Origin of the sequence: Nonomuraea spiralis (assembly GCF_014648435.1) — a bacterium.
In the GTDB taxonomy this organism is placed as follows: domain Bacteria; phylum Actinomycetota; class Actinomycetes; order Streptosporangiales; family Streptosporangiaceae; genus Nonomuraea; species Nonomuraea spiralis.
On sequence record NZ_BMRC01000006.1, the window covers coordinates 343,935 to 368,391 of the forward strand.

General features: G+C 68.9%; 35 protein-coding genes. 34 read left to right on the forward strand and 1 reads right to left on the reverse strand.

Translation table 11 applies throughout. The features are described from left to right. Positions 1-13: 13 nt before the first annotated feature. The 18 genes from IEZ27_RS17370 (at position 14) to IEZ27_RS17455 (ending at position 13,186) form a co-directional block, all read left to right on the forward strand. The gene (locus IEZ27_RS17370) at positions 14-631 is read left to right on the forward strand and encodes a hypothetical protein (protein WP_189648145.1); all 618 of its coding nucleotides are present in this window, start codon (positions 14-16) and stop codon (positions 629-631) included. An 88-nt stretch (positions 632-719) separates the two neighbouring features. Then, positions 720-998: a hypothetical protein gene (locus tag IEZ27_RS17375; protein WP_189648146.1), complete on the forward strand. Its 279-nt coding sequence runs from the start codon at positions 720-722 to the stop codon at positions 996-998. 145 nt (positions 999-1,143) lie between these two features. Then, positions 1,144-1,533: a hypothetical protein gene (locus IEZ27_RS17380; RefSeq protein WP_189648147.1), complete on the forward strand. Its 390-nt coding sequence runs from the start codon at positions 1,144-1,146 to the stop codon at positions 1,531-1,533. Between the two features lies 1 nt (position 1,534). Continuing rightward, positions 1,535-4,063, forward strand: coding sequence for a bifunctional DNA primase/polymerase (locus IEZ27_RS17385; RefSeq protein ID WP_189648148.1), 2,529 nt, complete (start codon positions 1,535-1,537; stop codon positions 4,061-4,063). Beyond that, positions 4,060-4,431, forward strand: coding sequence for a hypothetical protein (locus tag IEZ27_RS17390; protein WP_189648149.1), 372 nt, complete (start codon positions 4,060-4,062; stop codon positions 4,429-4,431). The genes IEZ27_RS17385 and IEZ27_RS17390 overlap by 4 nt, the downstream gene beginning before the upstream one ends. Further along, positions 4,409-4,639, forward strand: coding sequence for a helix-turn-helix domain-containing protein (locus IEZ27_RS17395; RefSeq protein WP_189648150.1), 231 nt, complete (start codon positions 4,409-4,411; stop codon positions 4,637-4,639). Before IEZ27_RS17390 ends, IEZ27_RS17395 begins: the two co-directional genes overlap by 23 nt. Next, positions 4,636-5,064 (forward strand): helix-turn-helix domain-containing protein, encoded by a 429-nt coding sequence (locus IEZ27_RS17400; RefSeq protein WP_189648151.1) that lies wholly within the window; start codon positions 4,636-4,638, stop codon positions 5,062-5,064. The genes IEZ27_RS17395 and IEZ27_RS17400 overlap by 4 nt, the downstream gene beginning before the upstream one ends. Further along, entirely contained in the window at positions 5,057-5,380 is a 324-nt protein-coding gene (locus IEZ27_RS17405; protein WP_189648152.1) for a hypothetical protein, read from the forward strand. The genes IEZ27_RS17400 and IEZ27_RS17405 overlap by 8 nt, the downstream gene beginning before the upstream one ends. Next, on the forward strand, positions 5,377-6,087 hold the full coding sequence (locus IEZ27_RS17410; RefSeq protein ID WP_189648153.1) for a hypothetical protein: 711 nt from the start codon (positions 5,377-5,379) through the stop codon (positions 6,085-6,087). Before IEZ27_RS17405 ends, IEZ27_RS17410 begins: the two co-directional genes overlap by 4 nt. 6 nt (positions 6,088-6,093) lie before the next feature. Then, the gene (locus IEZ27_RS17415) at positions 6,094-6,678 is read left to right on the forward strand and encodes a hypothetical protein (protein WP_189648154.1); all 585 of its coding nucleotides are present in this window, start codon (positions 6,094-6,096) and stop codon (positions 6,676-6,678) included. A gap of 97 nt (positions 6,679-6,775) precedes the next feature. After that, positions 6,776-7,285, forward strand: coding sequence for a helix-turn-helix domain-containing protein (locus tag IEZ27_RS17420; protein ID WP_189648155.1), 510 nt, complete (start codon positions 6,776-6,778; stop codon positions 7,283-7,285). Further along, a complete protein-coding gene (locus tag IEZ27_RS17425) occupies positions 7,266-8,516 on the forward strand; it encodes a PBSX family phage terminase large subunit (RefSeq protein ID WP_189648156.1) in 1,251 nt (416 codons plus the stop codon). The genes IEZ27_RS17420 and IEZ27_RS17425 overlap by 20 nt, the downstream gene beginning before the upstream one ends. 161 nt (positions 8,517-8,677) lie before the next feature. Beyond that, a complete protein-coding gene (locus IEZ27_RS17430; RefSeq protein ID WP_229824064.1) occupies positions 8,678-8,959 on the forward strand; it encodes a hypothetical protein in 282 nt (93 codons plus the stop codon). Further along, positions 8,956-9,111, forward strand: coding sequence for a hypothetical protein (locus IEZ27_RS17435; protein ID WP_189648158.1), 156 nt, complete (start codon positions 8,956-8,958; stop codon positions 9,109-9,111). Before IEZ27_RS17430 ends, IEZ27_RS17435 begins: the two co-directional genes overlap by 4 nt. Positions 9,112-9,122: 11 nt before the next feature. Next, positions 9,123-10,685 (forward strand): hypothetical protein, encoded by a 1,563-nt coding sequence (locus IEZ27_RS17440; RefSeq protein WP_189648159.1) that lies wholly within the window; start codon positions 9,123-9,125, stop codon positions 10,683-10,685. A 3-nt stretch (positions 10,686-10,688) separates the two neighbouring features. Further along, positions 10,689-10,853 carry a hypothetical protein gene (locus tag IEZ27_RS17445; RefSeq protein WP_189648160.1) on the forward strand — a complete coding sequence of 55 codons (165 nt, stop codon included), beginning with the start codon at positions 10,689-10,691 and terminating at the stop codon, positions 10,851-10,853. Positions 10,854-10,868: 15 nt separating this feature from the next. Further along, on the forward strand, positions 10,869-13,007 hold the full coding sequence (locus tag IEZ27_RS17450) for a phage minor capsid protein (protein ID WP_189648161.1): 2,139 nt from the start codon (positions 10,869-10,871) through the stop codon (positions 13,005-13,007). Between the two features lie 14 nt (positions 13,008-13,021). Next, complete coding sequence (locus IEZ27_RS17455; RefSeq protein ID WP_189648162.1) at positions 13,022-13,186, forward strand: hypothetical protein; 165 nt, start codon at positions 13,022-13,024, stop codon at positions 13,184-13,186. Positions 13,187-13,245: 59 nt separating this feature from the next. On the opposite strand, the gene IEZ27_RS17460 is transcribed toward IEZ27_RS17455, so the two are convergent. Beyond that, positions 13,246-13,626 (reverse strand): DUF732 domain-containing protein, encoded by a 381-nt coding sequence (locus IEZ27_RS17460; RefSeq protein WP_189648163.1) that lies wholly within the window; start codon positions 13,624-13,626, stop codon positions 13,246-13,248. Between the two features lie 105 nt (positions 13,627-13,731). On the opposite strand from IEZ27_RS17460, the gene IEZ27_RS17465 reads away from it, so the two are divergent. The 16 genes from IEZ27_RS17465 to IEZ27_RS17540 all read left to right on the forward strand — a co-directional run bounded on the left by IEZ27_RS17465 (position 13,732) and on the right by IEZ27_RS17540 (position 24,455). Continuing rightward, positions 13,732-14,304, forward strand: a complete 573-nt coding sequence (locus tag IEZ27_RS17465; RefSeq protein ID WP_189648164.1) for a hypothetical protein — start codon at positions 13,732-13,734, stop codon at positions 14,302-14,304. Between the two features lie 9 nt (positions 14,305-14,313). Beyond that, entirely contained in the window at positions 14,314-15,513 is a 1,200-nt protein-coding gene (locus IEZ27_RS17470; protein ID WP_189648165.1) for an SU10 major capsid protein, read from the forward strand. After that, entirely contained in the window at positions 15,513-15,851 is a 339-nt protein-coding gene (locus IEZ27_RS17475; protein WP_189648166.1) for a hypothetical protein, read from the forward strand. The genes IEZ27_RS17470 and IEZ27_RS17475 overlap by 1 nt, the downstream gene beginning before the upstream one ends. 2 nt (positions 15,852-15,853) lie before the next feature. After that, entirely contained in the window at positions 15,854-16,201 is a 348-nt protein-coding gene (locus tag IEZ27_RS17480; RefSeq protein ID WP_189648167.1) for a hypothetical protein, read from the forward strand. A gap of 69 nt (positions 16,202-16,270) precedes the next feature. Continuing rightward, the gene (locus tag IEZ27_RS17485) at positions 16,271-16,702 is read left to right on the forward strand and encodes a hypothetical protein (RefSeq protein ID WP_189648168.1); all 432 of its coding nucleotides are present in this window, start codon (positions 16,271-16,273) and stop codon (positions 16,700-16,702) included. After that, entirely contained in the window at positions 16,695-17,009 is a 315-nt protein-coding gene (locus tag IEZ27_RS17490) for a hypothetical protein (RefSeq protein WP_189648169.1), read from the forward strand. The genes IEZ27_RS17485 and IEZ27_RS17490 overlap by 8 nt, the downstream gene beginning before the upstream one ends. Before the next feature lie 9 nt (positions 17,010-17,018). Then, on the forward strand, positions 17,019-17,369 hold the full coding sequence (locus IEZ27_RS17495; protein ID WP_229824065.1) for a hypothetical protein: 351 nt from the start codon (positions 17,019-17,021) through the stop codon (positions 17,367-17,369). Continuing rightward, positions 17,366-17,803 (forward strand): minor capsid protein, encoded by a 438-nt coding sequence (locus tag IEZ27_RS17500; protein ID WP_189648170.1) that lies wholly within the window; start codon positions 17,366-17,368, stop codon positions 17,801-17,803. Before IEZ27_RS17495 ends, IEZ27_RS17500 begins: the two co-directional genes overlap by 4 nt. Positions 17,804-17,815: 12 nt before the next feature. Then, on the forward strand, positions 17,816-18,286 hold the full coding sequence (locus tag IEZ27_RS17505; RefSeq protein WP_189648171.1) for a phage tail tube protein: 471 nt from the start codon (positions 17,816-17,818) through the stop codon (positions 18,284-18,286). Positions 18,287-18,305: 19 nt separating this feature from the next. Beyond that, positions 18,306-18,869, forward strand: coding sequence for a DUF7426 family protein (locus IEZ27_RS55810; RefSeq protein WP_446686196.1), 564 nt, complete (start codon positions 18,306-18,308; stop codon positions 18,867-18,869). A 139-nt stretch (positions 18,870-19,008) separates the two neighbouring features. Then, on the forward strand, positions 19,009-22,302 hold the full coding sequence (locus tag IEZ27_RS17515; RefSeq protein ID WP_189648172.1) for a phage tail tape measure protein: 3,294 nt from the start codon (positions 19,009-19,011) through the stop codon (positions 22,300-22,302). Between the two features lie 13 nt (positions 22,303-22,315). Beyond that, the gene (locus IEZ27_RS17520; protein ID WP_189648173.1) at positions 22,316-22,525 is read left to right on the forward strand and encodes a hypothetical protein; all 210 of its coding nucleotides are present in this window, start codon (positions 22,316-22,318) and stop codon (positions 22,523-22,525) included. Positions 22,526-22,534: 9 nt separating this feature from the next. Then, positions 22,535-23,011, forward strand: a complete 477-nt coding sequence (locus IEZ27_RS17525) for a hypothetical protein (protein ID WP_189648174.1) — start codon at positions 22,535-22,537, stop codon at positions 23,009-23,011. A 59-nt stretch (positions 23,012-23,070) separates the two neighbouring features. Beyond that, positions 23,071-23,532: a hypothetical protein gene (locus IEZ27_RS17530; protein ID WP_189648175.1), complete on the forward strand. Its 462-nt coding sequence runs from the start codon at positions 23,071-23,073 to the stop codon at positions 23,530-23,532. A gap of 9 nt (positions 23,533-23,541) precedes the next feature. Next, positions 23,542-23,748: a hypothetical protein gene (locus IEZ27_RS17535; protein ID WP_189648176.1), complete on the forward strand. Its 207-nt coding sequence runs from the start codon at positions 23,542-23,544 to the stop codon at positions 23,746-23,748. A 2-nt stretch (positions 23,749-23,750) separates the two neighbouring features. Beyond that, positions 23,751-24,455: a hypothetical protein gene (locus tag IEZ27_RS17540; RefSeq protein ID WP_189648177.1), complete on the forward strand. Its 705-nt coding sequence runs from the start codon at positions 23,751-23,753 to the stop codon at positions 24,453-24,455. The last annotated feature ends 2 nt before the right edge of the window (positions 24,456-24,457 follow it).

Here is a 24,457-nt window from a genome sequence, read left to right on the forward strand (position 1 = left end):
GGAGCACAGAACCATGACCGACCTCATGATGAGCGCCAACGACTTCCTCATGGGCGGCGGCATTCCCTCCGCCAAGTTCGACACCATCGGCACCACCGTCGGCGGCCCCATCTCCACCCCGCCCAAGGTCGAGCAGCAGAAGGACCTCGACACCGGCGAGCTGAAGTTCTGGAACGACGGCAAGCCCATGATGCAGATGGTCGTCACCGTCCAGACCGAGATCCGCGACCCGGAGATCGTCGACGACGACGGGCAGCGCGCTTTCTACATCAAGGCCAACTCCCTGAAGGCCGTCCGCGACGCCGTCCGCCGGGCCGGCGCGAAGGGGATCGAGGTGGGCGGCACGCTGACGCTCACCTACACCGGCGACGGCGAGCAGAAGACCAGGGGCAAGAACCCGCCCAAGCTGTACTCCGCCACATACGCCCCGCCGTCGGCGGTGGCCGCGAACGACTTCCTGACCGGCGGCCAGCCCGCCCCGCAGGCGGCGCCCGCTGCTCCCCCGGCCGCCGCGCCGGCGGCGTCCACCGCTCCGGGGGCGTGGACGCCGCCGCCCGGTATGACCCCCGAGCAGGCCGCCGCCCTCGCCGCGCTCGACCCCACCCAGCGCGCCGCCCTCGGCTTCGCGTAACCCCTGAACCGGCCCCCGTGTCCCGCACCCCTCCGCGGGGTCCGGGGGCCACCCACTTCCACCGAGCCAACCAGGAGAGCAGGACGACATGACGTACGTGGACGACCTGTACGAGCCGAACGACCGCGAGCCCACCGAGCCCGACATGGACGACGAGAACGACGACCAGGAGGAGCCCCCGGTCTACCCCGCACCCGGCAGCCAGATCCCCGACCAGCCCGGCTACGTCGTCGGTACGTGCGCCCACCGCGTCGCGGGCAGCGAGTGGCGCGCCGGATTCCGCACCTGCGAGCGCTGCCCGCACGACGAGGAGGCCGACGACGAGGACCTGGACGACAGCGGCTACTACGACCCGCACGCCACCTGACCCCTCGTAGACCGCCCCCGGGCGCGCCGCATCATCCCCTCGACGGCGCACCCGGGGGCACCCAGCTTCACCGGCAGACACCTCGGTTCGAGTCCGAGGAGAAGCACCAACCACCGCTCGCACCAGCACCAGGAAGGGGCCCACGATGGACTTCACACAGGTAGACAACCCCTTCGACCCGTGGCACAGCCGAGATGCCGTGGAGCGCCAGATCGCCGAGTGCGCCGCCCGGCCGGCCGGACACGCCTGGACCATCCAGGGCGACACCGGAGAGTGGCCCTGGCTGGCGTGCGACGACTGCCCGGCCAGCGGTGACGACCTCTACGCGGACATCCTCGACCTGCTCGACGGCCAGACGTACGAGCTCGGCGGGCGCACGATCGTCATCGGCAAGGAGCTGCCCGACGACGAGACGAGCATGTTCAAGATCCCCGTCGACGTACGCATCGCAGAACACCGCTACACCTCGATGAACTCGATCGGCTACGAGTACGACGTCGAGATCCTCATCACCGACCGCGAGACAGCCGCCTGACGTGACCCTGCACATCCCCGACATCACCCCCGAGCAGGACACCCTCTCGGCCGCCCTCGCCTACGCGCGCGCGGGCTGGTACGTGCTCCCCGTCAACCAGCAGACGAAGCACGCCGGGTCGGTGCTCGGCAAGGGCTGGCCCGCCAAGAGCTCGCGTGACGTCGAGACCATCATCGGCTGGTTCGCCGGGCAGAGCCACGCGCTCGCGTTGCACGTCGGCCGGTCCGGCGCGGTCTGTTTCGACGTCGACCGGCCGGCCGAACTGCCGCCGCTGCTGCGCGCCGCCCTGCTCACCGTCCCGGGCCCGATGCAGTCGACGCGCGAGCAGGACCCCGACCGCGGGCACTACCTGTACGCCGTCCCCGACGGCCGTTCCCTCGGCAACAGCAACGGCCAGCTCGGCAAGTCGTGGGGTGAGGTGCGCGGCCGGAACGGCATCATCGTCGTCTCCCCCTCCGAGCACGAGAAGCACGCCGACGGCGGCCGGTACGAGTGGACCCGCACCGGCCCCCTCCCCCAACTCCCCCAGGCGCTCGCCGAGCAACTGCCCTACGCATCGGACGCCAGCGACGCGGCCACCGACCGCGAGGTGAAGGCGTTCCTCAACGCCCACACGGCCAGCGCGCGGCCCGAGCTGCTCGCCGGCGTCCTCACCCGCTTCACCACGGCCGTGGCCGCCGGAGAGTCCCGACACGCCGCCGCCCTCTCCGCCGCCGCCTGGGCCATGCGCGAAGCCGCGGCCGGCCTCTACCCCGCCATCACCGCCGCCCACGCACTCCAGCAGGCGTTCGTCGCCGCGCTGGCCGCCTCGAGGGACGGGGTCGAGCGCACCCTGCCCGCTGCCCAGGCCCGAGCCGAACATCTCGGGATCCTCGCCTGGGCCATCGCCCAGACCGCCCAGGCGGACACCGCCGCCGTGCGCGACGCCGTAGACGAGCGCGCGCCCCGCGACGACGACTTCTCCGACCTGCTGCCGCCCGGCCACCCCCAGGCGCCGCCCCCTTTCGAGGAAGACAAGTCCGGCGTGGCCGCCGATGAGCAGTCGGCCGACGGCGTCGACCTCGAGGCCCTGGCGTTCGAGCGCGAGGTCTCCCACGAGCTCCACCGCATCCGCGTGCGCGAAGAGGCCGCCAGACGCGCACGGAAGGCCCGCCAGGGGCCCATCCAGCGCCCCCGCATCGTCCCCCTCGACGAGTTCCTCTCGATCCCTGACGAGCCCGTGGCGTACCGGATCGACCGGCTGTGGCCCAAGGGCGGCCGCGTGGTCCTGTCCGCCCAGTACAAGGCCGGGAAGACCACCATCATCGGCAACCTGATGCGCAGCCTGGTCGACTCGCAGCCGTTCCTCGACACCTTCGCCGTCGAACCCTTCGCCGGCAAGGTGGTGCTGCTCGACGACGAGCTCGACGAGACCATGGTCCGCCGGTGGCTCCGCGACCAAGGCATCCAGCACACCCCGGCCGCGTCCGTGGTCAGCCTGCGCGGACGCCTGTCCTCTTTCGACCTGCTCGACCCCGAGACCCGCTCCGAGTGGGCCGCAGACCTCCGCCAGGCGGGCGCCACCGTGGTGGTGCTCGACTGCCTCGCCCCCATCCTCGACTCCCTCGGCCTCTCCGAGGACAAAGAGGCCGGAAGATTCCTCGTCGCATTTGACGAGATGCTGAAAGAAGCAGGCGTACAAGAGGCCGTGCTCGTCCATCACATGGGGCACACCGGCGAGCGCGCCAGGGGCGCGTCACGCCTGCGGGATTGGCCCGACGTGGAATGGCGTCTCGTCCGCGAAAAGAATGACGATGGTGAATCCGAGCCGAATGCGCCACGGTATTTCTCAGCGTTCGGGCGGGACGTCGATATCGCCGAAGGGCTGCTGTCGTTCGACCCGCCTACGCGGCGCCTCACGCTCGCCGGCGGCTCCCGGAAGGACGCCAAGCACCGTGGCGTGTCCGCGGCGATCGTCGAGTTCCTGACGCTCTCTCCGGGCGTCTCCGGGCGGCAGATCGAAGACGCGTACATGGCGGCCGGGCACGACCAGAAGGCCGGCCGGGCGGCGCTCAAGGCGCTCGTGAAGGAGGGCCACGTGAAGACCTCGCGGGGTCCCGGGCGGGCCGTGCTGCACTGGCTGGTCTCGGACTCGGCCGCCTCGTTTGATGCGTCACAAGATCAAAACGTAAGCGATGTCAATAACGTCTTTGCAGGTCAAGGCCGGTGCGTCAGTGCGTCACAAGATCGCGTGTCAATAAGAGAAAACGATCACTCCTCCGCCAACAGTGCGTCACAAGATCAACGCACTAAAACACCAGGTCACAGCTTTGATGCGTCAGCGCGTCGCAATGCGTCAACGCACCGGGCGGGTGATGCGTCAGTGCGTCCCCCTAAAGGGGGCCGACGCACTGACGCATCACCACCCGCCCACGACCCCCGAGACCCCCACGACCTACTCCCCCCGACCGCCACCGACGAGTGGATCCAGATCGACGGCGAATGGGTCAACACCGAGACCGCCGAGATCCGAACCGAGGAGCCACGGTGACCGCCGCCTGGCTCCAGGCACGCCGAGCCGAATGGGCACGCGCCGCCAACCTCAAGCCCTGCCCCTCATGCAAGGCCACGGTGCTGGCCGGCCTCGACGCCGACCACACCGCCATGCCCGTCCGCTGCGACCCCACCCCACTCACCGAAATGGGCGAAGCCGTCGCCCTCCTCCAAGACCGCACCACCTACGACCTGCTCCCCACAAAAACCGGCCGCGAATTACACGAACGCACACCACACTTCATTTCAAAACCACGCCGCTACCAAGTATTCGCCACACACAAATGCAATAACCCACTAATCGCATTCATCCAGCACACCGAACAGAAAGCCACGGTGCACAATGACGACCGCCCCCCGTTCTGACGCCACAACGTTGGCTCCGGCCGCCGCGCGCGAAGAAGAGTTCCTGAAGATCGGCGAGATCGCCGCCCGTCTGCGCGTCTCCAAGATGACCGTGTACAGGCTGATCCACGACGGTGAACTCCAAGGAGCGGTGCGGGTTGGGAGATCGTTCAGGGTGCCTTCCAGGGCTGTGGAGGCGTATCTGGCGGCGGGAGAGATCGGCCAGTGATCCCGCTCATCGCCGCCCTCGCCGACGCCCGCCGCGCCGTCGGCCTCCGCCAGCAAGACGTCGCCGCCGCAATCGGCCTCGCCGTCAAATCCGGCCCGTCCATGGTGTGCAACTGGGAACGCGGCCGCTCCGCGCCGCGCGTCGGCCACACCTGCGCGTACGCCGAGCTCCTCGGCCGCCGCGTCGTCGCCGTCCGCGACGGCCAGCTGGTGGGCGAACTGGACGAGCTGATGCCCCGCCTGCGCGCCCTGCTCGACGACGCCGGGCTTAGTGTGCGCCAGGTCGCCGACGGCCTGTTCGTCACCCCAGCCTCGATCACCAGCATCATCCGCCTGGCCGGGCCGGGCACGCATCTGCCTACGGCGATCAGTGTGCTGGGCGCGATCCGCTGCACACTCGACCTGAGCGAGGCTGACCATGGCTGACGACTACCGGGAGCGCTGCGCGGACGCCGCCATGAAGGCATGGGGCGAGCAGGCCACCATGCTGTGCGACCACAGTCAGATCATCCCCATCGGGGCAGTCGTGGACGCCGTCCTTACGGTGCGCGACCAGGACACGGAGACGCTCCGCTCCGAGAACGAGGACCTCCGCAAGCGCCTCGGTGCGGCCGAGGCCAACGTCGCCCGCATCCGCACCTACATCGACGAGAAGTTCCGCTTCTGGTGCTCCCCCTTCGGCGTGGCTGCACAGTACGCCAACGACCTCATCTCGTTCATCGACAGGGAGACTCGCCGTTGAGCACTGCCGTCGTCGAAACCCTCGCCTGGCTGATCGAGTACTGGCCGGACTTGGTCGAGGCGCGCCTGCCGATGGCCACCCGGCGCCCGCAGCACGCCGGCGAGCTCGGCGAGCAGGCCCGCGCTGAGCGTGACGTCCAGGCCCGGCTGGAGCGCGTCGAGCGCTCCGTGCTGGGCCTGGGCGAGTCGCCGGCCCCCGTCGACGTCACCGTCCTCTCGACGATCCTCGACGTCCTCGTGCGCGCAGACGACCTCGCCGCCGAACTCACCGAGCCCACCATCGCGCCCGTGCTCGCGCCGCCCGGGCCCGGCCAGCTCGACGCCCGGCCGTACCTCGCCCGCGCCCGCGCCTGCCTCCTCGCCGAGCTGCACGACCTCGACGAGCCCGGCCCCTGGTACGCCCTCGCCGAACCCACCGTGCACCGCATGTACGAGCAGGTCGCCAAGGCCCTGGCCATGCTCTACACCGGCCAGGTGGTGCGCGTCACCTGCCCCTGGTGCCACGGCGTCACCCCCGAACACCCCGCCGGCGGCGCGCACACGTGGCGCGTCCACGAACTCCCCGGAGGCCAGATCGCCATCGTCTGCCACGGCGCGTGCGAGCCCCCGGCACGGGAGGTGGGCACGTGGTGGGGCGGCGCGCCGTGCTGGCCGATATCGGAATGGCCGCGGCTGGCTAAGCTGGTGCGGGCGAGCGAGGCCGCATGATGCGAGATGATTACTCTCGTGCCGTTTTCCTGGGAAATGCTGATTGCGCCCGCTTCTGCGTTGGCTGGCGTCGGCATTACAGTCCTCTGGACCTCGTTTCGGGAGACCGCCAAGTTCCACCGCGAACTGCTCCTAAAACACATGGACGAGAACCGAGAGGCAAGCGCGGCCTACCTGACCGCGGTAGCTGCTCTGGAGCAGCGAGAAGCACAACTTCTGCACGCGCTGGCGAAGCGGCAGCGCATCGGGAGGGACTTCACTGAACGAGAGCTCGAACTTCAGCGCGCTACAGCAGAACTCGTAGCGGATCTCCGCAGGTCGCTAGCGACACTCGATCTGCTCGCTACCTATGAGGTCAGAGCAGCAGCACGGCGCATATATGACGCTCATGCTTCACTCGAGGACGTGCTGCGGGATGCCTGGGACACCAAGCAGTTCGATACCGAAGGAGCGTGGGCGTCCTTCAAGGCGCTGGAGGAAACACGTGAAGCTCTGGTCACTGTATGCAGGCAGCAGCGCGCTGCTCAGACGATGAACATGCGAAGATCGCACTGGGCACGGAACAGGCATCTGGACGATTTAAGACGCTGAACTGCGCTTGACGCTGGTTATCCACAGGTGCGATCATCAGGCCACGCGCAGCATGCCCCGCCATCGAGCGGGCTTTCGCACGTCCGGGAGGTGCACGATGCCCTCTCCCCCGCTCACGGACGACGAGCGCCAGCAAATCCGCGACCTCCACGCCGCCGGCCACGGCTGCAACGCCATCGCCCGCCAACTCGGCCGCGACCGCTCCACCATCTCGCGCGCCGCCCAGGGCATGGGTCTCGACTTCGACCGCAAGCAGACCCGGGAAGCCACACAGGCCCGCCGCGATGACAACGCCGCCCGCCGCACCCGCATCATCACCAACCTGTACGACGTCATCGAAGACGACCTCGTACAGCTCAAGACCGCCGGCCACCAACTCGCCGAAGTCAGCATGGGCAAGGTCGTCCGCTACGAAGTCGACCGGCTCCCCGCCCAAGACCGCAAGGCGCTCCTCACCGCCATCTCCTCGGCAGCCACCACGGCGGTGCGCCTGGAGCAGGTAGACGCCAGCGACGGAGCGGACCAGGTCGCATCCCTGCTCGGCACCCTCTTCGACGGCCTCCGCGCCAAGCACGGCACCAGCGACGATGACCCCGCGGCTGAGTAACCTGCAAGAGCGGTCGATCGCCCACAGCACGGCCCGCATCAACATCTGGTCGGGCGCCGTCCGTTCCGGCAAGACCATCTCCAGCCTGCTGCGCTGGCTCGAATACGTCGGCCGAGCACCCCGCGGCGGCGCCCTCGTCGTCAGCGGGAAGACGTTCGACACCGTCTCCAGGAACGTATTCGGCCCGCTCCAGGACCCCGCCGTCACCGGCCCGGCCGCCAAGCACATCAAGTACACGCGCGGCGCATCCACGGCCACCATCCTCGGCCGCCAGGTCGAGGTCATCACCGCCAACGACGAGAAAGCCGAAGGACGCCTGCGCGGGCTCACAGCCGCCGGCGCCTACGTCGACGAGCTCACCCTCATCCCCGAGAGCTTCTTCCAGCAGCTGCTCGCCCGCCTGTCCGTGCCCGGGGCGAAGGTGTTCTGCACGACGAACCCGGACGGGCCCGCCCACTGGGCGCGGAAGAAGTTCATCCTCCGGCAGGGCGACCTCGACCTTCGGCACTGGCACTTCACCCTCGACGACAACCCCGCCCTCGACCCGGCTTACGTGGCCGCCCTCAAGTCGGAGTACGTCGGCCTCTGGTACCGGCGCTTCATCAAGGGCGAATGGTGCCTCGCGTCCGGCGCCATCTTCGACACCTGGGACGAGACCACGCACGTCGTCGACGTGCTGCCGCCGATCGTCCAGTGGATCGCGTGCGGGGTGGACTACGGCACCGTCAACCCCTTCGCCGCACTCATGCTCGGCCTGGGCGCCGACGGCCGCCTCTACTTCACACGCGAATGGCGGTACGACTCGAAGCTGCAGCGCCGCTCGCTGACCGACATCGAGTACGCGACCCGCATGGTCGCCTGGATGGACGCCGGCGGACATCCGCGCCCCACCTATGTGGTCGTCGACCCGTCCGCGGCATCGTTCCGGGTGCAGTTGCACCAGCCGCCGTTCGGTATCGCTTCCAAGCTCGGCGACAACGAGGTCGTGCCCGGCATCATGACCATGTCGTCGCTGCTCGCCACCGACCGGTTGAAGGTGCACCGCTCATGCCAGGGCTGGCTCAACGAGGTGCCCGGCTACTCGTGGGATGACGAGAAGGCGGAGAAGGACGGCGAGGACGTACCCGTCAAGGTCGACGATCACAGCCTGGACGCCGGCCGGTACGCGGTCCACACCACGCGGTCGGTGTGGCAGTTCCAGCTGCGCGAGCCGACCCTGCTCGCTGCATAAACGGACTGCATGACGACTGCATAAACGGACATTCGAGAACGTTTCTCTGCCGTTGCGGGACTCGTTCTCGGCGCAACGCTGCGACCTGCGGAAACTCCGAACGCCGACCGAACAGAATGCACATTCTGTTCTGTTACCAGCAAGTAACCACATTCGAGCCTGTGGAGATCCACATCATGATCCCGATCACCGGCGACATCGTCCGCTATCGAGGCAAGATCGGCCACCAGGCCGTGCGCGCCGCGATCGTTACCGCCGACACCCGCACCCTCGACCCGCGCGGAGTCGAGGCCGGCCACGTGCCCGCCCTCAGCTCCGACCGGCACGTACACCTGTGGGTCTTCACCCCCGGCGACTCGGGAGGCTGGGCCGAATACAACGTGCCGCCCGGCGACGAGCCAGGTGAGTGGTCCCCACAGCCGACTGCACACCCCGCCGGGTGATGGTCTGCACGCACTGCGGGCTGCCTCTCACCGGCGGCACGGCAATGTGGATGTGGAGCGACGACCTCGACCGCGACCCGTTCTGCTCCGACGAGTGCATGGCCGCCGAGCTGACGTTCCGCGAGCTGGCCGAAACCCACGTCCGTCCCTGAGGGAGGCAAGTATGCCGCTGCCGAGCGGCGGCACCTGGCCGCCCCGCACCCACCAGCCCATCCAACAGCAATACGCCGTCCTCGACGCCTGGTACCAAGGCGACAACGAACGCCTGGCCGCCCTCTACGGTGACCCGCGCGGAAACGGGGTCCCCGCTAACCGGCCATCGCAGTACCGGGGCGGCGTCATCGGCCGGGCCGCCCGCTGGTTCTGGGGCGCACCCACCCCGGCCGGCGAGAAGCTGACGAAGCTGCACATCCCGGTGGCGAGCGACATCGCCACCATGTCCAGCGACCTGCTGTTCAGCGAACCCCCGTCGATCACCGTCGAGAACCCGCAGACGCAGGAACGCATCGACGACATGCTCCCCAGCCTCCAAGCCACCCTCCTCGAAGGCGCAGAAGTCGGGGCAGCCCTGGGCGGCTACTACCTTCGCGCCGTCTGGGACACCTCGGTCGCCGAACGGCCGTGGCTCGCCGCGGTGCACGCCGACGCTGCCGTCCCCGAATGGCGGTGGGGGAAGCTGTTCGCGGTCACGTTCTGGCGGATCATCGAAACTGAAGACGACGTGTGCCTCTGGCACCTGGAGAGGCACGAGCCCGGGGCGATCCTCCACGGCCTCTACAAGGGCAAGCCCTCCGACCTCGGCAACTCGCTCCCGCTCACCGCGCACCCCGAAACCGCCGCTCTGCAGCCGGCCATCCCGACCGGCCTGGAGCGCTGCACGGCCGTCTACGTGCCGAACATGAAGCCCAACCGGGCCTGGCGAAACTACCCGGCCGGCGCCAACCTCGGCCGCTCTGACTTCGACGGCCCGGTGCTCGGCCTGTTCGACGCGCTCGACGAGGTGTGGACGTCGTGGATGCGCGACATCCGCATCGGCAAGGGCCGCGTCCACGTCCCCGCGAGCTATCTGCAGTCGCAGGGCCGCGGCCAAGGCTCATACTTCGACCCGGACCGCGAAATCTATGAGGCGATGAACGTGCTCGGCGGCGACGACCGCATGGAGCTGACCGCCACCCAGTTCGCGATCCGCGTCGTCGAGCACAAGGAGACCGCGGCCGAGCTGCTGCACGCCATCCTCCGCGCCACCGGCTACAGCGCCCAGAGTTTCGGGCTCGACGGCGAGGTCGCGATCACCGCCACCGAGGTCGCCGCCAAGGAGCGCAGGTCGCTCACCACACGCAGCAGGAAGGGCCTCTACACGGTCCCCGAGCTGGCGTCCGCGATCGAGATGCTGCTCGAACTGGAGGCCAAGCTGTTCCCCGGCCAGGCCGTCACCCCCGAGCTGCCCACCATCGTCCTCGCCGACTCCGTGTCGCCGGACATGCAGCAGCTGGCGGCCACGGCCGAACTCATGCGCCGGGCGGAGGCCGCCTCCGACGAGACCCTCGTACAGATGCTGCACCCCGACTGGGACGACAAGCAGGTGCAGGCTGAGGTGAAGGCGATCGCTGACAGCAGGCCGGACCCGGTCGCCGACCCGTTCGCGCTGCCGGGCGACATGGTCGGGCCTGGCCAGGAGGGCGAGGATCCCGGCCAGCAGGACGGGCCGCCGGCCGGACAGGAGTAGCCCGTGGCGGAGGAGAGGACGCGCATCTCGCGCAACGTCGCAGAGCTGCTGGGCATCCCGCTGGACGACCCAAACGTCGAGCAGGAAGACGATTGCCGACACGGATGCAACGGCGACTGCAGCACCTCCGGCTCCGACGTGTGCACCTTCATCTGCCACGAGTTCTAGTTCGGGGAGGTCGTGGTGGCTGTCGACCAGGACCTCCTCGACCAGATCGCCGGCAGCGTCGCCGACCTGTACCGCGAGGTCGAAACCGCGCTCGTCCGCGCCGTCGCCCAACGGCTGCGCGCAGACCTGCCCCTCCCCTCACCGTTCGAGGAGGGCAAGCTGGCCGCCGTCCGCCAGCTGCAGGCCGCCGCGCAGGCGATCCTCCTGCGCTTGCAGAAGGCGCGCGTCCAGGTGATCCGTCAGGCGCTCGCGGACGCCTATCGGACCGGCCAGCAGGCTGCTCTCGTCGGCGTGACGAAGGCTGTGGCGGGCAGGGCGCGGGCGGCCGAGCAAGTGATCCCGAACGCGCGTCTGATGGAGAACCTGGCCATGGCGTTGCATCGCGACGTCGGCAGGGTGGACGCCAACATCCTCAGAGCCCCCGTCGATGCCTACCGGGCGGTCCAGGCCGGGGCCGCCGCCCGCATCACCAGCGGAGCGTTCACCCGTCGCGAAGCCTCGCAGGCGGCCTGGCAGAGGCTGATGGATCGCGGCATCGTCGACTTCACGGACCGGGCCGGCCGCCGCTGGAAGCTCAGCAGCTACGTGGAGATGCTCGCCCGGTCGAACGCCCAGCGCGCCGCCGTGCAGGGCCAAACCGACCGGCTGCAAGATCTCGGCATCGACCTCGTGTACATCTCGGACAACGTCCAGGAGTGCAAGAGGTGCCGGCCCTTCGAGTCGAAGGTGCTGGCGCGCGGCTCCGGCCCGGTCGGCAAGGTGAAGGTCGAGCACGCCACCCGCGACGGCGAGATGGTCACGGTCGACGTCATCGACACCCTCCAGGGTGCGATGGCGAAGGGGCTCTTCCACCCGAACTGCCGCCACAGCGCGTCCGCGTACCTGCCCGGCGTCACCAAGCTGCGGAAGAACACCGCTGACCCCGACGGCGACAAGGCCCGGCAGAAGCAGCGCGCCCTCGAACGCCGCATCCGGGCCGAAAAGGAGAAAGCGCTCGGCGCGCTCACACCCGAAGCCAAGAAGGACGCGGGCGCCCGCGTCCGCGCCGCTCAGGCCGCCCTGCGCGCCCACCTCGCCGCCCATCCCAAGCTCAAGAGGTTGCCCTACCGGGAGCAGATCGGCGCCGGCAACATCCCGCGCGCCGGCGGCCCGAAGGGCGGACCCGTCGGCGACCTCGAACCGCCGAAGGACAACGGACCGACGCTCGACCGCGGCGCCGAGCTGGAGACCTCCGCGGAACGCCAGGCCGTCGAGGAGAAGCCCAAGCAGAAGACCGCGGCGAAGACCGGCAGGAAGGTCGGCGTCGACGCCCGCAACGCCGTACTCCGCGAAGGCGACCCTGTCACCGTCGCAGGCAAACCCGGGCGCGTCATCGGCAAGGGCAAGCACGGCGCGATCAAGGTAGAGGTGGCCGGCCAACAGCAGGACGTGTCCCCGGTGGACGTCCGATCCACGCGGGACGCCGACACCTCCGGGCAGGCAAACGCTGCAACCCAGGCGGGAGCAGCGAAGCAGGCAGACACGACGTCAAGGGTGAAGGAACTGGAGACCCGCTACGGCGGACGCCTCCGAATCCAGCACAGGTCGCAGCTCGGCGCGAAGCACGCCGCGGACTTCGCGAGAATCCCCGACGCCTTCCACGACCTGCTCGCCAAGCATGTCCGCTTCGTCGACTTCGGCGACGGCGCCGTCCCCGACTTCAAACCGGAGCTGCGCGGCGTACAGCCTCGCGGCTGGCCAGCAGGGAAAACGTGGGATGACGTGCCCGCCGCCTACGATCCGAGCACACGGCACATCATCGTCGCCGGCGGGCGCGGGCTCGGGCACGGGTCAGCATCGGTGGCAGCGCACGAGACGGGCCACGCGGTGGACGACGCGCTAGGCCACGCATCCTCCAGCCCTGAGTTCGGGGCAGTGCATGCTGACGCAGTCTCCCGGGGCGTCCTGCCTTACTTCGCGCAGGCCGGAGCCGCCGGCCGCGAGGAGATGTTCGCTGAAGCGTTCGCGGCTTGGGTGATGCACCGAGACGACCCTCGCACTGCACGGGATGCGGCGGTCGGCCAAGCTGTTGGCGTTCCGCCGGCGGTCGCAGCCGAGATCGGTGGCCGATTGTCCGAATACTTCAGTAACCTGCTGTTGAGGCTGGAACGCTGAACCGGGAGTCTGGAGTGCAGCTGGTGGATGCCATCCGCAACGCCGACGGCACTATCACCATCCCCCGGCGCGCCGAAGGGCCCGGCGGGATTGTCGGCGACGCGATGGTCACCATCGGCCCAGACGATCCCGAGTACGCCGTCTGGGACGAATGGCTGAAAGGCCGAGACCAGACCTAGATTCTTCCCCTCAGGGCTCACTCCGGTGGGCCTTTTTTCATGCCCTATCGGCTCTAGGCCTAGGGCTTGCACCACACCTTCACAGCCTTGATCACCTGCTTGGCCTGGGCCTCGTTGATCGTGGCGTTCCCGCCCGACAGCTCCGCCACCGTGTACTCCTCCAACGACATGGTGCCGCCGTCCGAGCCGCGCAGGATCCGGTCGCAGACCCGCTGCCCGCGGCGCAGCGCGCGTTCCTCATTCACCACCAGGCCAGGGTCGATCGCGTCTAACGCGGCCAGGTAGTCCGCCTTCTGCGCCGTCAGATAGTCCGGCGCCGGCGCGCTCTGGGAGGTCGTTGCTCCGACATCGCTGCTCGGCGACGAGGCCGCGGGCCCTGTGGAACTGCAGCCGGTGAGAGCGAGTACGCCGAGCATGGCGGCGATCAGGGTGTTTCGCATGGCGTGCACCGTATTGCCCCACCAGAATCTTCCGCCCGGATCGTTCCAGACGGATGCCCGAAACCCGCCTGCACAGGCACCCAATCCCGCACGGGAGACAACAGCATGTCCGAAACCATCCCCGAGAGCACGCCACCCACCGACGACCCGAAGGCCCCCGAGACCGCCCCGCCTCCTGCACAGGAGGAGACGGACTGGAAGGCGATGGCCCGCCAGTGGGAGAAGCGCGCCAAGGAGAACAACAAGGCCGCCGACGACCTCGCCAAGCTCAAGCAGCAGTCCATGAGCGAGCAGGAGAAGGCCGTCGAGCAGGCGAAGGCCGAAGGACGCGCCGAAGCCGCGCGCGAGCACGGCCGGCAACTGGCCGAATCCAAGTTCGAGGCCGCCCTCGCCAAGAAGGGCATCGAGCTCGGCGACGTCGCCGACCTGATCGACGTCGGCAAGTTCGTGAAGGACGACGGCACCGTCGACCAGGACGCCATCACCAAGGCGGTCGCCAGGCTGGCGAAGCTCGCCCCCAAGGCCCCGTCCACGTCGGGCGGCGACTTCGGCGGCGGCAACGGCGGCGGCGCCCCCTCCAAGAGCCTCGACGAGCAGATCGCCGAGGCCGAGAAGACCAAGAACTTCGCGCTCGCCATCGCGCTCAAGCGGCAGCGAGCCGCCCAACCCACCACCTAGGAGTAGACGATGGCCGGCATCACCGGAATGGGCACGACGTTCAACCTGCCCAACTACGTCAACGAACTGTTCGGCCTCACGCCGGACGACACGCCGCTCCTGTCGGCGATCGGCGGCCTGACCGGCGGCGGCATGACCACCGCCACCGAGTTCGAGTGGCAGACCTACGACCTTCGGGACCCGTCGCAGCGGACCAAGGTCGAGGGCGCGACCGCGCCGACCGCTGAGGAGCGGGTGCGGGCGAACGTGCGGAACGTGTGCCAGATCCACATGGAGAAGGTGTCGGTCTCCTACACCAAGCAGGCCGCCATCGGCCAGCTCGCCACCCCGCAGTCGGCGCCGTACACCGGTGTGCCCGGCTCGAACCCGGTCGGTAGCGAGCTCGACTGGCAGGTCGCCCAGGCGCTGAAGTCGATCGCGCTGGACGTCAACTGGTCGTTCATCAACGGCCAGTACGTGCTGCCCACCACCAACTCGACCGCGCGGCAGACGCGCGGCCTGCTGCAGGCGATCAGCACGAACAGGATCGCCAAGGGCACCAGCGTGACCGGTGCGACCAGTGCGACGGACACGATCACCTCGACCGGGCACGGCCTGGTCGACGGCAACAAGATCGTGTTCACCGCTGTCGGCGCCGCGACCGGCATCATCCCCGGCCGCGTCTACTACGTCGACCAGATCGACACCAACACCTTCAAGGTGTCCACCTCCAGCGGCGGGTCGGCGATCACGCTCGGCACCGCGACCGGCATCGCCTTCACGAAGGTGTGGGCCACTGCGCTCACCTCCGACCACGTGAACGACCTGCTGCAGCTCGCCTACGACAACGGCGGCATCAGCGAGCAGGCCACCGCCACCCTGCTGGTCAACAGCATCCAGAAGCGGGCCATCACCAAGGCGTACATGACCGCCTACGGCCAGTACCACGAGACGTCCCGCACCGTCGGCGGCGTCGCGGTGAACACCGTCGTCACCGACTTCGGCACCCTCAACCTGATGCTCGACCGGCACGTCCCCCAGGACACCATCATCGTCACGTCGCTGGAGCAGCTCACCCCGGTGCTGCTCAGCATCCCCGGCAAGGGCGTCTTCTTCGAGGAGCCCCTCGCCAAGACCGGCGCCAGCGACGAGGTGCAGCTGTACGGCGAGATCGGCCTCAAATACGGCAACGAGCGCACGCACGCCGTCATGACCGGCCTGGTCATCTGATGGCCGTCTACGTCCGCGGCGCCGGCGGCCATATCGCCGAACGCGTCCAGGCCGAGCCCGGCAGCGACGACGAGACCCGCTACGAGCAGCTGGCCGCCGACCCGGCCTCCGGGTGGCGGCGGCTCGACGACGTGGTGGGGGCGGGGACTCGCGGCTCCGCCCCCACCACCCAGGAACCCGTCCAGGAGCCGGTCGAGCTGGGCAAGCGGCCGCCCCAGGCCGCTCCCAAGCAGGCATGGGTCGACTGGGCTGCCGCTCACGGTATGGACGCCGACCAGGCCGACGACCTCACCAAGGCCCAGCTGATCGAGCTGGCCGACCAGCTCGACAAGGAGTAGCCATGGCGCGAGTCGTCATCACCTCACCCACCGTCCCCTCAACCGCTGGCGTCGCCGTCACCCCGACCACGTTCACGGTTGACGGGATCGCCATCCCGAACGGCGGCAAGCGCGCCCTGCGGGTCACCAACGGCTCCGGGGCGAGCGTCAACATCACGGAGAAGTTCGGGCCTGCCGCGGCCGTCGACGGCGTGGCTCCCGCCGACCGGGTCGTCGCCGTGGCGGCCGCCGCCACGAAGTGGTTCGGGCCGTGGTCGGGCGCGTACGCCCAGGACGACGGCTCCGTCTACATCGACATTTCGCTGCCGACGACGGTGACGTACGAGGTCGTCGAGATCACCCCCAAGTAGACGTGCGGGCGGGCTCGGGACTGTGAGGGTGCGCGCCCGCCCGCGCCCAACCAGGAAAGGGAGGCCGTCATGGTGCCGTACGCGACCGTCGCCGACCTGGTGCCGAAATACCTGGCGACCGCTCCGGCCGACGCCGACCTGCTGCTCGAACGCGCCACCACCGTCGTAGACGACCACATCATGTCCGCCGTCTACGAGGTCGACGCTGACGGCCTGCCCGTCAAGACCGAACTGGTGGACGCGTTGAAGCGCGCGGTGTGCGAGCAGGTGGCCGCCTGGAAGGCGTCCGGTGTCGAGGACGGCACCGGCGCCGCCGCCCAGTGGAGCAATCTCGCCATCGGCAGCGCCTCCCTGGGCCGGTCCACGAGCGGGGGCGGGGCGGCCGGCGGAGGCTCGGCCGCCGACTGCCTCGCCCCCCAACCCGCCAAAATCTTGCGCCTGGCCGGACTCCTCGGCCAGGAACCCCGGACGTACCCGCGGTGCGAGCCAGCCGATGGGTGAGCTCCCCGCGTGGCTGCTACGCCACCAGGTGCTGGTCGAGCCCTTCGAGGGGGAGGGCCCGTTCGGACCCGAGTACGGCGAGCAGGTGACCGAGTCCGCGTTCGTCGACGACAAGCGCCGCCTGGTGCGGGACGCGGAAGGCGCGGAGGTCGTGTCCGAGACCACCGTCTACATGCGGCTCGACGCCACCTGCCCCACTGGCTCCCGCGTCACCGTCAACGGCCGCGTCACCTACGCCATCACCGCCTCGCGGCGCGACGGCGGCGGCCTACCCACCCCAGACCACCTCGAAGTCGCACTCCAGTAGGAGGTCCCGGTGGCGCAGCGTTCCACGCTCAAGCTCGACATCGCCCCCATCGACAAGGCGATGGAGGCGGGCGCCGTGAAGGGCCTGAAGGTGGCGATGGAGCACCTCCTCCAGAAGTCGCGCGAAGAGGTGCCGCACGAGGAAGGCACCCTCGAAAGGTCCGGCACCCCGTCCGTGGACGAGTCCACGCTGACCGGGGCCGTCTCCTACGACACCCCGTACTCGGTTCGCCAGCACGAAGACCTCACTCTCCGCCACGACGAGGGCCGCAAGGCGAAATACCTGGAAGACCCCTTCGACGCCGAGCAGCAGACGATGCAGGAGCTGATCGCAGCCCAGATCCGGCGGTCCCTGCGATGAGCTGGACCACCGACCTGATCACCACCATCGCCGAACGGCTGCATGCCCAGGGCGCCGGCGCCTGGCGCCCGTCCGGCCCGCCGTACTCGCCCGGGGAGACCGCGATCGTGTTCGGCCGGCTCCCCTCGACCCCGGACCGGGCCATCGCCCTGGCCGCGTACGGCGTCGACCAGTTCGCCGACGACCCCGTCAACACCGACGGCACCCAGGGCGTCCAGCTGCGCATCCGCGGCACCACCGACCCGCGCGTGGTCGACGACATCGCCGACGCCTGCTTCGACGCCCTCCAGAGCTGGCAGGCGCCTGCGGCCGGGATCCTCCTGTGCACGCGCCGGATCAACGCCCCGATGGGCGTGGATGGCAATCAGCGGTGGGAGCGGGCCGACTCCTACCACCTGCTCGTACACCGGCCCACCAGCAACCGCCCCGGATAGGGAGATCACTTCATGGCTACGCAGAGCCTCCTCGCCAGCGCGTGGGCGCTGGACGTCAACACCGGCACCAGCGGCGCGCCCGTCTGGACCCCGGTCAAGGGCATGACCTCGTTCAAGGAGACCATCGACACCACGATGGAGGACGACTCCGACTTCGACTCCGACGGCTGGGGATCCGACCAGGTCACGCAGCGAAAGTGGAAGTTGGAGTGCGAGGGGAAGAGGAAGCGCGACGCCGCCTCGCCCTCTTCGTTCGTGGCCGATCCGGGCCAGCAGGCCATCCTCGACGCCGGCAACCTGGTCGGCGTCGGTTCCAACATCGAGGTGCGCTACTACCGCCGTGACGGCGCCCCGGACGCGTGGCAGGGCAACGTGTCCGTCCAGTACGGCGGCGGAGGCGGCGGCGTGACCGCGCTGGAGCCGTTCAACTTCACCCTGAGCGGTCAGGGTAAGCGCGCCTCCATCACCAACCCCGCAGCCTGACAGAAGGGCGTACCGAGCCATGCCCAAGTTTCCCGAGCTGAACGCCTCCCTCGGCGAATCCCTCGAACTCCCGGTGCCGCTTCCCAGGGGGCAGGTGAAGACGTACTACGTGCCCCCGGTGGACGCGGAGACGTGGGAGTGGTTGTCCGCCCGCTTCGCTGCCGGCGACGACGAAGAGGTCGACGACCGATCCGAGAAGACGATCTATCAGCGGTGCCTCGGCCCCGTCTACGACGAGCTCTACGCCGACAAGGCTGGCTGGGAGCAGGTCCGCCGATGCGGTCTCACCGCGCTCTCCTGGCACGTCCAGGGCGAAGAGGCCGCCATGAAGGTGTGGGTGGGCGGACCCCCAAAACGACGGTCGACGTCGGAGACGGACGAGCCGACGGAGACACCGGCGGAGGACCCGTCGACCCCGACACCGGACTCCGAGAGTGGTACGACCCCGAGCCGGAGACGCCAGGCATCACCTGGGCGGACATCTTCGAGCGGTGGGCGCTCGTCGAAGCAGACCTCCACCAGCTCTACGGGATCGACCTCGGACAACCCGGGCTCCTCCGGGAGCGCACCGGCCACTGGCTGAGAGTCCGCGTGATCGGCCTCCTCTCCGAACCCCGCACCCGCCTGTCCCGCGCCTTCCGCGCCCGGGACGAAGAGCACACCAGCACCGCACGCGCGGCCGACGTGTCCTTCGACGACTACGACTGATCAGGGGGTGAGTCGTGGCGCTCACGGTCGGCGAGCTCGTCGCCTACGCCCAGCTCGACCGCAAGGACTTCCAGCGCGGCACCAAAGACGTCGCGAACGACATGCGGTCCCTGCAGTCGTCCACCACCAGCTCCATGCAGTCCATGGAGACAACCGTCACCCGGTCGCTGAAGGACATCGAGCAGGCGATCGCCGACGGCCTCGACCCCGCCTCGGCGATCGCCGACCTCGACCGGCTCGAAGCCGCCCTCAACGCCTCCCTGACCGATATGGACGCCGAAGCCGACCGGTTCGCGGCCGAGCTCGACGCAGCAATGGAAGAGGCATTCGGCGACCTCGACGGTCCGGCACGGCGTGGCGGCCAAGAGGCTGTGGACGGTCTCCGCGCGGGCCTGGACGGCGCCGACGACGTCGCCAAGCAGTCCGGCAAGGAAGCGGGCGAGAAGCTGACCGACGGCCTGGAGGACGGGCTGAAGGACGCTCCAGACAAGGCCCGCGAGCAGGGGCGGAAGAGCGGCAAGGAGTTCGGCGACGGGGTTGAGGACGGCGGCGGCGGTAAGGGTGGCGGCGGCCGGATGGCCAACATCGGCTCCAACCTGATCGGCGGGTTGAAGGTCGGCGCGATCGGCCTGGCGGCTGGCGTCGGGTCAGCGATCGGCGACAAGCTGATCGAGGGCATTCAGACCGCTCTGGAGCGCGAGGACCTGTTCGCCACCCTCGCCGTCAAGGTCGGAGCGTTTGGCAAGGAAAGCGAACGGCTCGGCAGGATCGCGGGCGAACTCTACGCAGACGCGTACGGCGAGAGCCTCGAGCAGGTCACCGACGCCCTCGCCCGGGTGATCCAGAACATGGACGGCGCGGGCAAGCTCGGCGACTCCGCGCTGAAGGACATGACCGCCCAGGCGCTGACCGTCTCCAAGGCGATGGACGAAGACGTCAGTGCGGTGACGCGCGCCGTCTCCCAGATGCTGCGCAACGACCTCTCACCCAGCGCCAAGGACGCGTTCGACGTCCTGATCCGGGGCCAGCAGGAGGGCGTCAACAAGAGCGAGGACCTGCTCGACACCTTCAACGAGTACAGCACGATCTTCCGTGATCTGGGCCTGAACTCGAAGGACGCGCTTGGCCTCATGGCCCAGGGGCTCAAGGCCGGCGCGCGCGACAGCGACACCGTGGCCGACGCCCTCAAAGAGTTGGACATCCGGGTCAAGGACCTGTCCGCGAAGAAGGCGCTCAAGGCGCTCGGCCTCGACGCCACTGAGATGGCCAGCGCCTTCGCGAAGGGCGGCCCCAAGGCGCGGGCGGCGCTGCAGCAGATCCTGGAGAAGCTCGGCGCCGTTGAGGACCCCGCCAAGCGCAGCCAGCTCGCGGTCTCGCTGTTCGGCACCAAGGCCGAAGACATGGCACGTAGCATCAACGCCCTCAACCTCGACAAGGCGAAGAGCTCGGTCGGTGATTTCAAGGGCGCCGTCGAGACCGCCGGAAAGTCACTCGGCGACACCTCAGCAGCGGATGCTGACCGGTGGTCGCGCGGCTGGGAGACAGCCTTCTCAGGCGTGGGCGAGGTCGCCCTCGAAATGATCAAATCCGTGTTCCCGTCCCCGGCAGACATGGACGCGGGATGGGCAGAGGTCGGCGCTTGGTTCACCGGAACGGTGGGCCCGTTCTTCGCCGATACCTGGAACTCCGTCAAAGACACCACCGTGGAGATCTGGGACGACATCGGCGACTGGCTGAGCACGAAAGCGGGCGAGATCGCCGATTGGGTCGGCGAAACCCCAGGCAAGATCGGCGAATTCTTCTCGTCCGGCTGGGCCGATCTGAAGGCGAAAACGATCGAGTCCTGGGAAGGGCTCAAGTCCGGGGCGACGCAGAAGGCGTCCGAGCTGGTGTCGTGGCTCGAGTCCGTGCCGGGCAAGATCGGGGGCTTCTTCTCGTCCGGCTGGGCCGATCTGAAGGCGAAGACGCTCGAGTCCTGGGAGGCGCTCAAATCGGGGGCCGTGGCCAAGGCGGCGGAGCTGGTGGCGTCGGCGAAGGAGATCCCGACCAAGATCAAGGCCGTTTTCTCCTCTGCCGCCACGTGGCTGCTGCAGGCTGGCAAGGATCTGATCCAGGGCATGATCAACGGGGTTCAGCAGAAGGCATCCGAGCTCGCCTCTGCGGCGAAGAACGTCGTCAGCGGCGCTGTCCAGACCGCGAAGGACGCTCTCGGCATCCACTCCCCGTCGAAGGTGTTCGAGGAGATCGGCCACTGGACTGTGAAGGGCCTCATCCAGGGCCTGCAGTCGGAGGAAGGCAACGTCAAGTCGACCGTCGACAAGATGGTCGACACCGTGAAGAAGGCGTTCACGAGTAAGCCAGACGTGGCCGAGGGCTTGATCGATTTCATCCGCACCGGCAACAAGAATCTCGAGGATCTCGCCCTCCAGCGCGAGGCCCTCGTGCAGAAGTTGGCCGATGCGAAGGAGATGGCGAAGAAGGTCGCGGGGAGCGCCGAAGAATGGGCGGCCATCACCGGCCTCAAGAGCGAAGACTTCGCCGGCGGCGGGGACCTCGCCAACGAGCTGAACTCGAAGGCGCACGCGATCAACGACTTCGCCAACAACATCAACACCCTGGCGAAGCGCGGCCTGAACAAGAAGATCATCCAGGACATCATCGACGCCGGCGTGGAGCGCGGCGCGACCTGGGCCGAGATGCTGGTCGGCTCGGACGGTAGCGAGATCAAGGCGCTGAACAAGGCGCAGGCCGCCGTCGACAAGGCGTCGAAGAAGCTCGGGAAGAGCTCGGCGGACGCGATGTACGACACCGGTAAAAAGGCTGGTGAGGGCTACCTGAAGGGGCTTGAGGAGTCTCTGAAGGAGCTCGACAAGGAGATGAAGAAGATCGTCGACGCCCTCGTGCGAGCGATCAAGAAAGAACTCAAGATCAAGAGCCCTTCGCAGGTGATGGCCGACATCGGCACCATGACCATGGAGGGCTTCGTCGTCGGCATGCAGGCCATGACGTCCGCCGTACAAGGTGCCGCGCAGATGGTCGTCTCCCAGGCCGTGACCGGCGCCCAGGCCGCCGCCGGCGGAAGCCCAACCGCCAGCCTCGGAAGCCTCGGCACGATGGCTGGCCGCGTCGGCAGGACCGGCGCGACGGCCGGGCTGGGCCTGGACGGGTACACGCCGGCCGCACCCGCCCAGCCTGGGACCGGACCGGTGATCAACAACAACTTCAACATGCCGAACGCGACCATCCGCGAAGAAGCCGACATCACCAAGCTCGGCGATCGGGTCAGCTTCGAGCTGGCCGTCCTATGAGAAGGGAGAGGGCATGGCCGACATGTCGTACGCCGAAGAGCTGCGGGCCAAGGCGGTGGGGCAGATGACACGCACCAACGCCACCCGCGACCAGGTGGTCGAGGGCAGCCGCGAGGACGGCACCCGCTACCAGGAGCGGACCGACCAGGCCGGCACCACCATCACCCGGGAGACCGCCCCGGACGGGCGTGAGCGGCAGCACGTCCGCGTCCGGCTCGGATAGGAGACGAACGTGTCGATCACCCGCGACATCGTGTTCGTGGACACCCAGGTCAAGTGGCACAACGCCGACATCACCCTGGACCTGGGCACCACCACGCCCGGCGTCTACAAGGCCGCCCTGTGGACCGACGCGGTCACCCCGAACGCCTCCCAGGCCAACCCCGCCTACGGGACCTCGCCCTGGAACGGCACCTCGGGAGGAGAGGCGTCCGGGCCCGGCTACACCACCGGCGGACAGGCCCTCGTCGTCGTCAGCTTCGCCGAGCTCGTCTCCACCCCGGGCAAGACCGGGTGGATCGTCAACGATCTGTTGTGGACGGAGACGACGATCACTGCCAAGGGCCTGCTCGTCTACCGCGCCAGCGACGGCGTGGCGATCCTGCTGCGCGCCTTCGCCCAGTCCTACCCGACGAACGACGGCGACTTCGAGGTCGGCATGCCGACCGACGGCATCCTGCGACGCGCGCACGTCGGCCCCATCCTCTGACCCTGACCTGAACCTCAACCCCGCCCGCGTGCGGGGTTTCCGCATGTACGGGAGGGCCGATGCCCACTTACACGGTAGAGACCAACGGCGATATCGCGCTGACCGCAGCCACTGCCAAGACCGTGCTCAACGTCATCAACTCCGGGCGCACGCTCAAGGTCACCGAGCTCAGCGTGTCCTTCGACGGCGTCACCGCCAACGCGGAGCCCGTCACCGTCGAGCTGTGCGCCTCCACACAGGCGACCGCAGGCACGCCGGGCGCGACGCCGACCCCGGCGCAGGTGTCCGGCGCGGCGCGCAGCGCGGTGGCCACCGCCGGCCGCGCCTACAGCGCCGAGCCGACCGTGCTGACGGTGCTCAAACGGTGGCTGATCCACCCGGCCGGCGGCGCGCTGCTGATGCAGTACCCGCTCGGCCGGGAGCCGCTGCGTGACTCCTCCGGGCACGGGCTGGCGCTGCGCTGCACTGCCCCAGCCGCGGTCAACTGCCAGGGCTACATCGAGATCGCCGAGAACGAATAGGAGCTGACCATGGTGTATCTGTTCTGGCGGTGGCCCGACTCGACCGAGCACGCCGAGCGCAAGGCCGCCTACGAGAGCCTGGAGGCGGCGCTGGGGCAGGCCGAGGCTGATCTGGCCCGGTGCGCGTCCGAGGGCGACTACAGCGCGGCCCCGGTGCGGATCGAGGACGAGCTGGGCGGTCTGCCGTGGACGGCTGATCTGCCTGATGGCGGGTAGCGGTGGCGATCGCTCTGGGCACCAGCCCCGCCACCGTCGTCACCCCCAGCAGCACGTTCCCGACCGCGCTCACCACCGCGGCCTTCAGCCCGCCCGACAACAGCCTGCTGGTGGCCTGCTGGTCAGGAACGCTGACCGGCACCAGCCCACCGACCATGTCCAACAGCGGCACGGCCCGCACCTGGTCGCTGCTGACGTCGCGAGTGTTCGCCGACCAGCCGTTCGCCGCGATCTACGCCGCGCCGAACCCGACCGCGCTGACGAACATCACCGCCACAGCGACCGGCACAGACCTGCTGGCCGGACTGAAACTCTACGTTCTCACCGGCGCCGACCTGGGCAGCCCGGCCGGAGCGACCGGCAACGGCAACACCGTCGACGACAACGTGACCGCCAACGGCTACACCTCCACCGTGGCCGGTTCGCGCGGGGTCTGCGCCGCCTACGACGCCAACAACCGCGGCCTGCCCGCCTCGACCGACTCCGGCTCACCGTGGAACATCACCACCCCGGCCCGGTCGGGAATCCTGGTCATCAAGGCCGCCAATACCCCGGCCCCGGCCACGGTCACGTTCAACATGAATGCGTCGGGAACGCTGGGCGGCGACTGGCAGTGGTGCGCGGCCGAGATCAAACCCGAAGCCGAAGGCCGGCCGATCCGCATCCTGCAAGCTCTGACAGCGGTGCACCACGCCGCCACCTGGTAGTG

Excerpts from the sequence above, each read along its gene's own strand:
- IEZ27_RS17370 (WP_189648145.1), top strand. The coding sequence starts at position 14 with ATGACCGACCTCATGATGAGCGCCAACGACTTCCTCATGGGCGGCGGC.
- IEZ27_RS17375 (WP_189648146.1), top strand. The coding sequence starts at position 720 with ATGACGTACGTGGACGACCTGTACGAGCCGAACGACCGCGAGCCCACC.
- IEZ27_RS17380 (WP_189648147.1), top strand. The coding sequence starts at position 1,144 with ATGGACTTCACACAGGTAGACAACCCCTTCGACCCGTGGCACAGCCGA.
- IEZ27_RS17395 (WP_189648150.1), top strand. The coding sequence starts at position 4,409 with ATGACGACCGCCCCCCGTTCTGACGCCACAACGTTGGCTCCGGCCGCC.
- IEZ27_RS17405 (WP_189648152.1), top strand. The coding sequence starts at position 5,057 with ATGGCTGACGACTACCGGGAGCGCTGCGCGGACGCCGCCATGAAGGCA.
- IEZ27_RS17415 (WP_189648154.1), top strand. The coding sequence starts at position 6,094 with ATGATTACTCTCGTGCCGTTTTCCTGGGAAATGCTGATTGCGCCCGCT.
- IEZ27_RS17420 (WP_189648155.1), top strand. The coding sequence starts at position 6,776 with ATGCCCTCTCCCCCGCTCACGGACGACGAGCGCCAGCAAATCCGCGAC.
- IEZ27_RS17425 (WP_189648156.1), top strand. The coding sequence starts at position 7,266 with ATGACCCCGCGGCTGAGTAACCTGCAAGAGCGGTCGATCGCCCACAGC.
- IEZ27_RS17440 (WP_189648159.1), top strand. The coding sequence starts at position 9,123 with ATGCCGCTGCCGAGCGGCGGCACCTGGCCGCCCCGCACCCACCAGCCC.
- IEZ27_RS17460 (WP_189648163.1), bottom strand. The coding sequence starts at position 13,626 with ATGCGAAACACCCTGATCGCCGCCATGCTCGGCGTACTCGCTCTCACC.
- IEZ27_RS17465 (WP_189648164.1), top strand. The coding sequence starts at position 13,732 with ATGTCCGAAACCATCCCCGAGAGCACGCCACCCACCGACGACCCGAAG.
- IEZ27_RS17470 (WP_189648165.1), top strand. The coding sequence starts at position 14,314 with ATGGCCGGCATCACCGGAATGGGCACGACGTTCAACCTGCCCAACTAC.
- IEZ27_RS17475 (WP_189648166.1), top strand. The coding sequence starts at position 15,513 with ATGGCCGTCTACGTCCGCGGCGCCGGCGGCCATATCGCCGAACGCGTC.
- IEZ27_RS17480 (WP_189648167.1), top strand. The coding sequence starts at position 15,854 with ATGGCGCGAGTCGTCATCACCTCACCCACCGTCCCCTCAACCGCTGGC.
- IEZ27_RS17485 (WP_189648168.1), top strand. The coding sequence starts at position 16,271 with ATGGTGCCGTACGCGACCGTCGCCGACCTGGTGCCGAAATACCTGGCG.
- IEZ27_RS17490 (WP_189648169.1), top strand. The coding sequence starts at position 16,695 with ATGGGTGAGCTCCCCGCGTGGCTGCTACGCCACCAGGTGCTGGTCGAG.
- IEZ27_RS17500 (WP_189648170.1), top strand. The coding sequence starts at position 17,366 with ATGAGCTGGACCACCGACCTGATCACCACCATCGCCGAACGGCTGCAT.
- IEZ27_RS17505 (WP_189648171.1), top strand. The coding sequence starts at position 17,816 with ATGGCTACGCAGAGCCTCCTCGCCAGCGCGTGGGCGCTGGACGTCAAC.
- IEZ27_RS55810 (WP_446686196.1), top strand. The coding sequence starts at position 18,306 with ATGCCCAAGTTTCCCGAGCTGAACGCCTCCCTCGGCGAATCCCTCGAA.
- IEZ27_RS17520 (WP_189648173.1), top strand. The coding sequence starts at position 22,316 with ATGGCCGACATGTCGTACGCCGAAGAGCTGCGGGCCAAGGCGGTGGGG.
- IEZ27_RS17530 (WP_189648175.1), top strand. The coding sequence starts at position 23,071 with ATGCCCACTTACACGGTAGAGACCAACGGCGATATCGCGCTGACCGCA.
- IEZ27_RS17535 (WP_189648176.1), top strand. The coding sequence starts at position 23,542 with ATGGTGTATCTGTTCTGGCGGTGGCCCGACTCGACCGAGCACGCCGAG.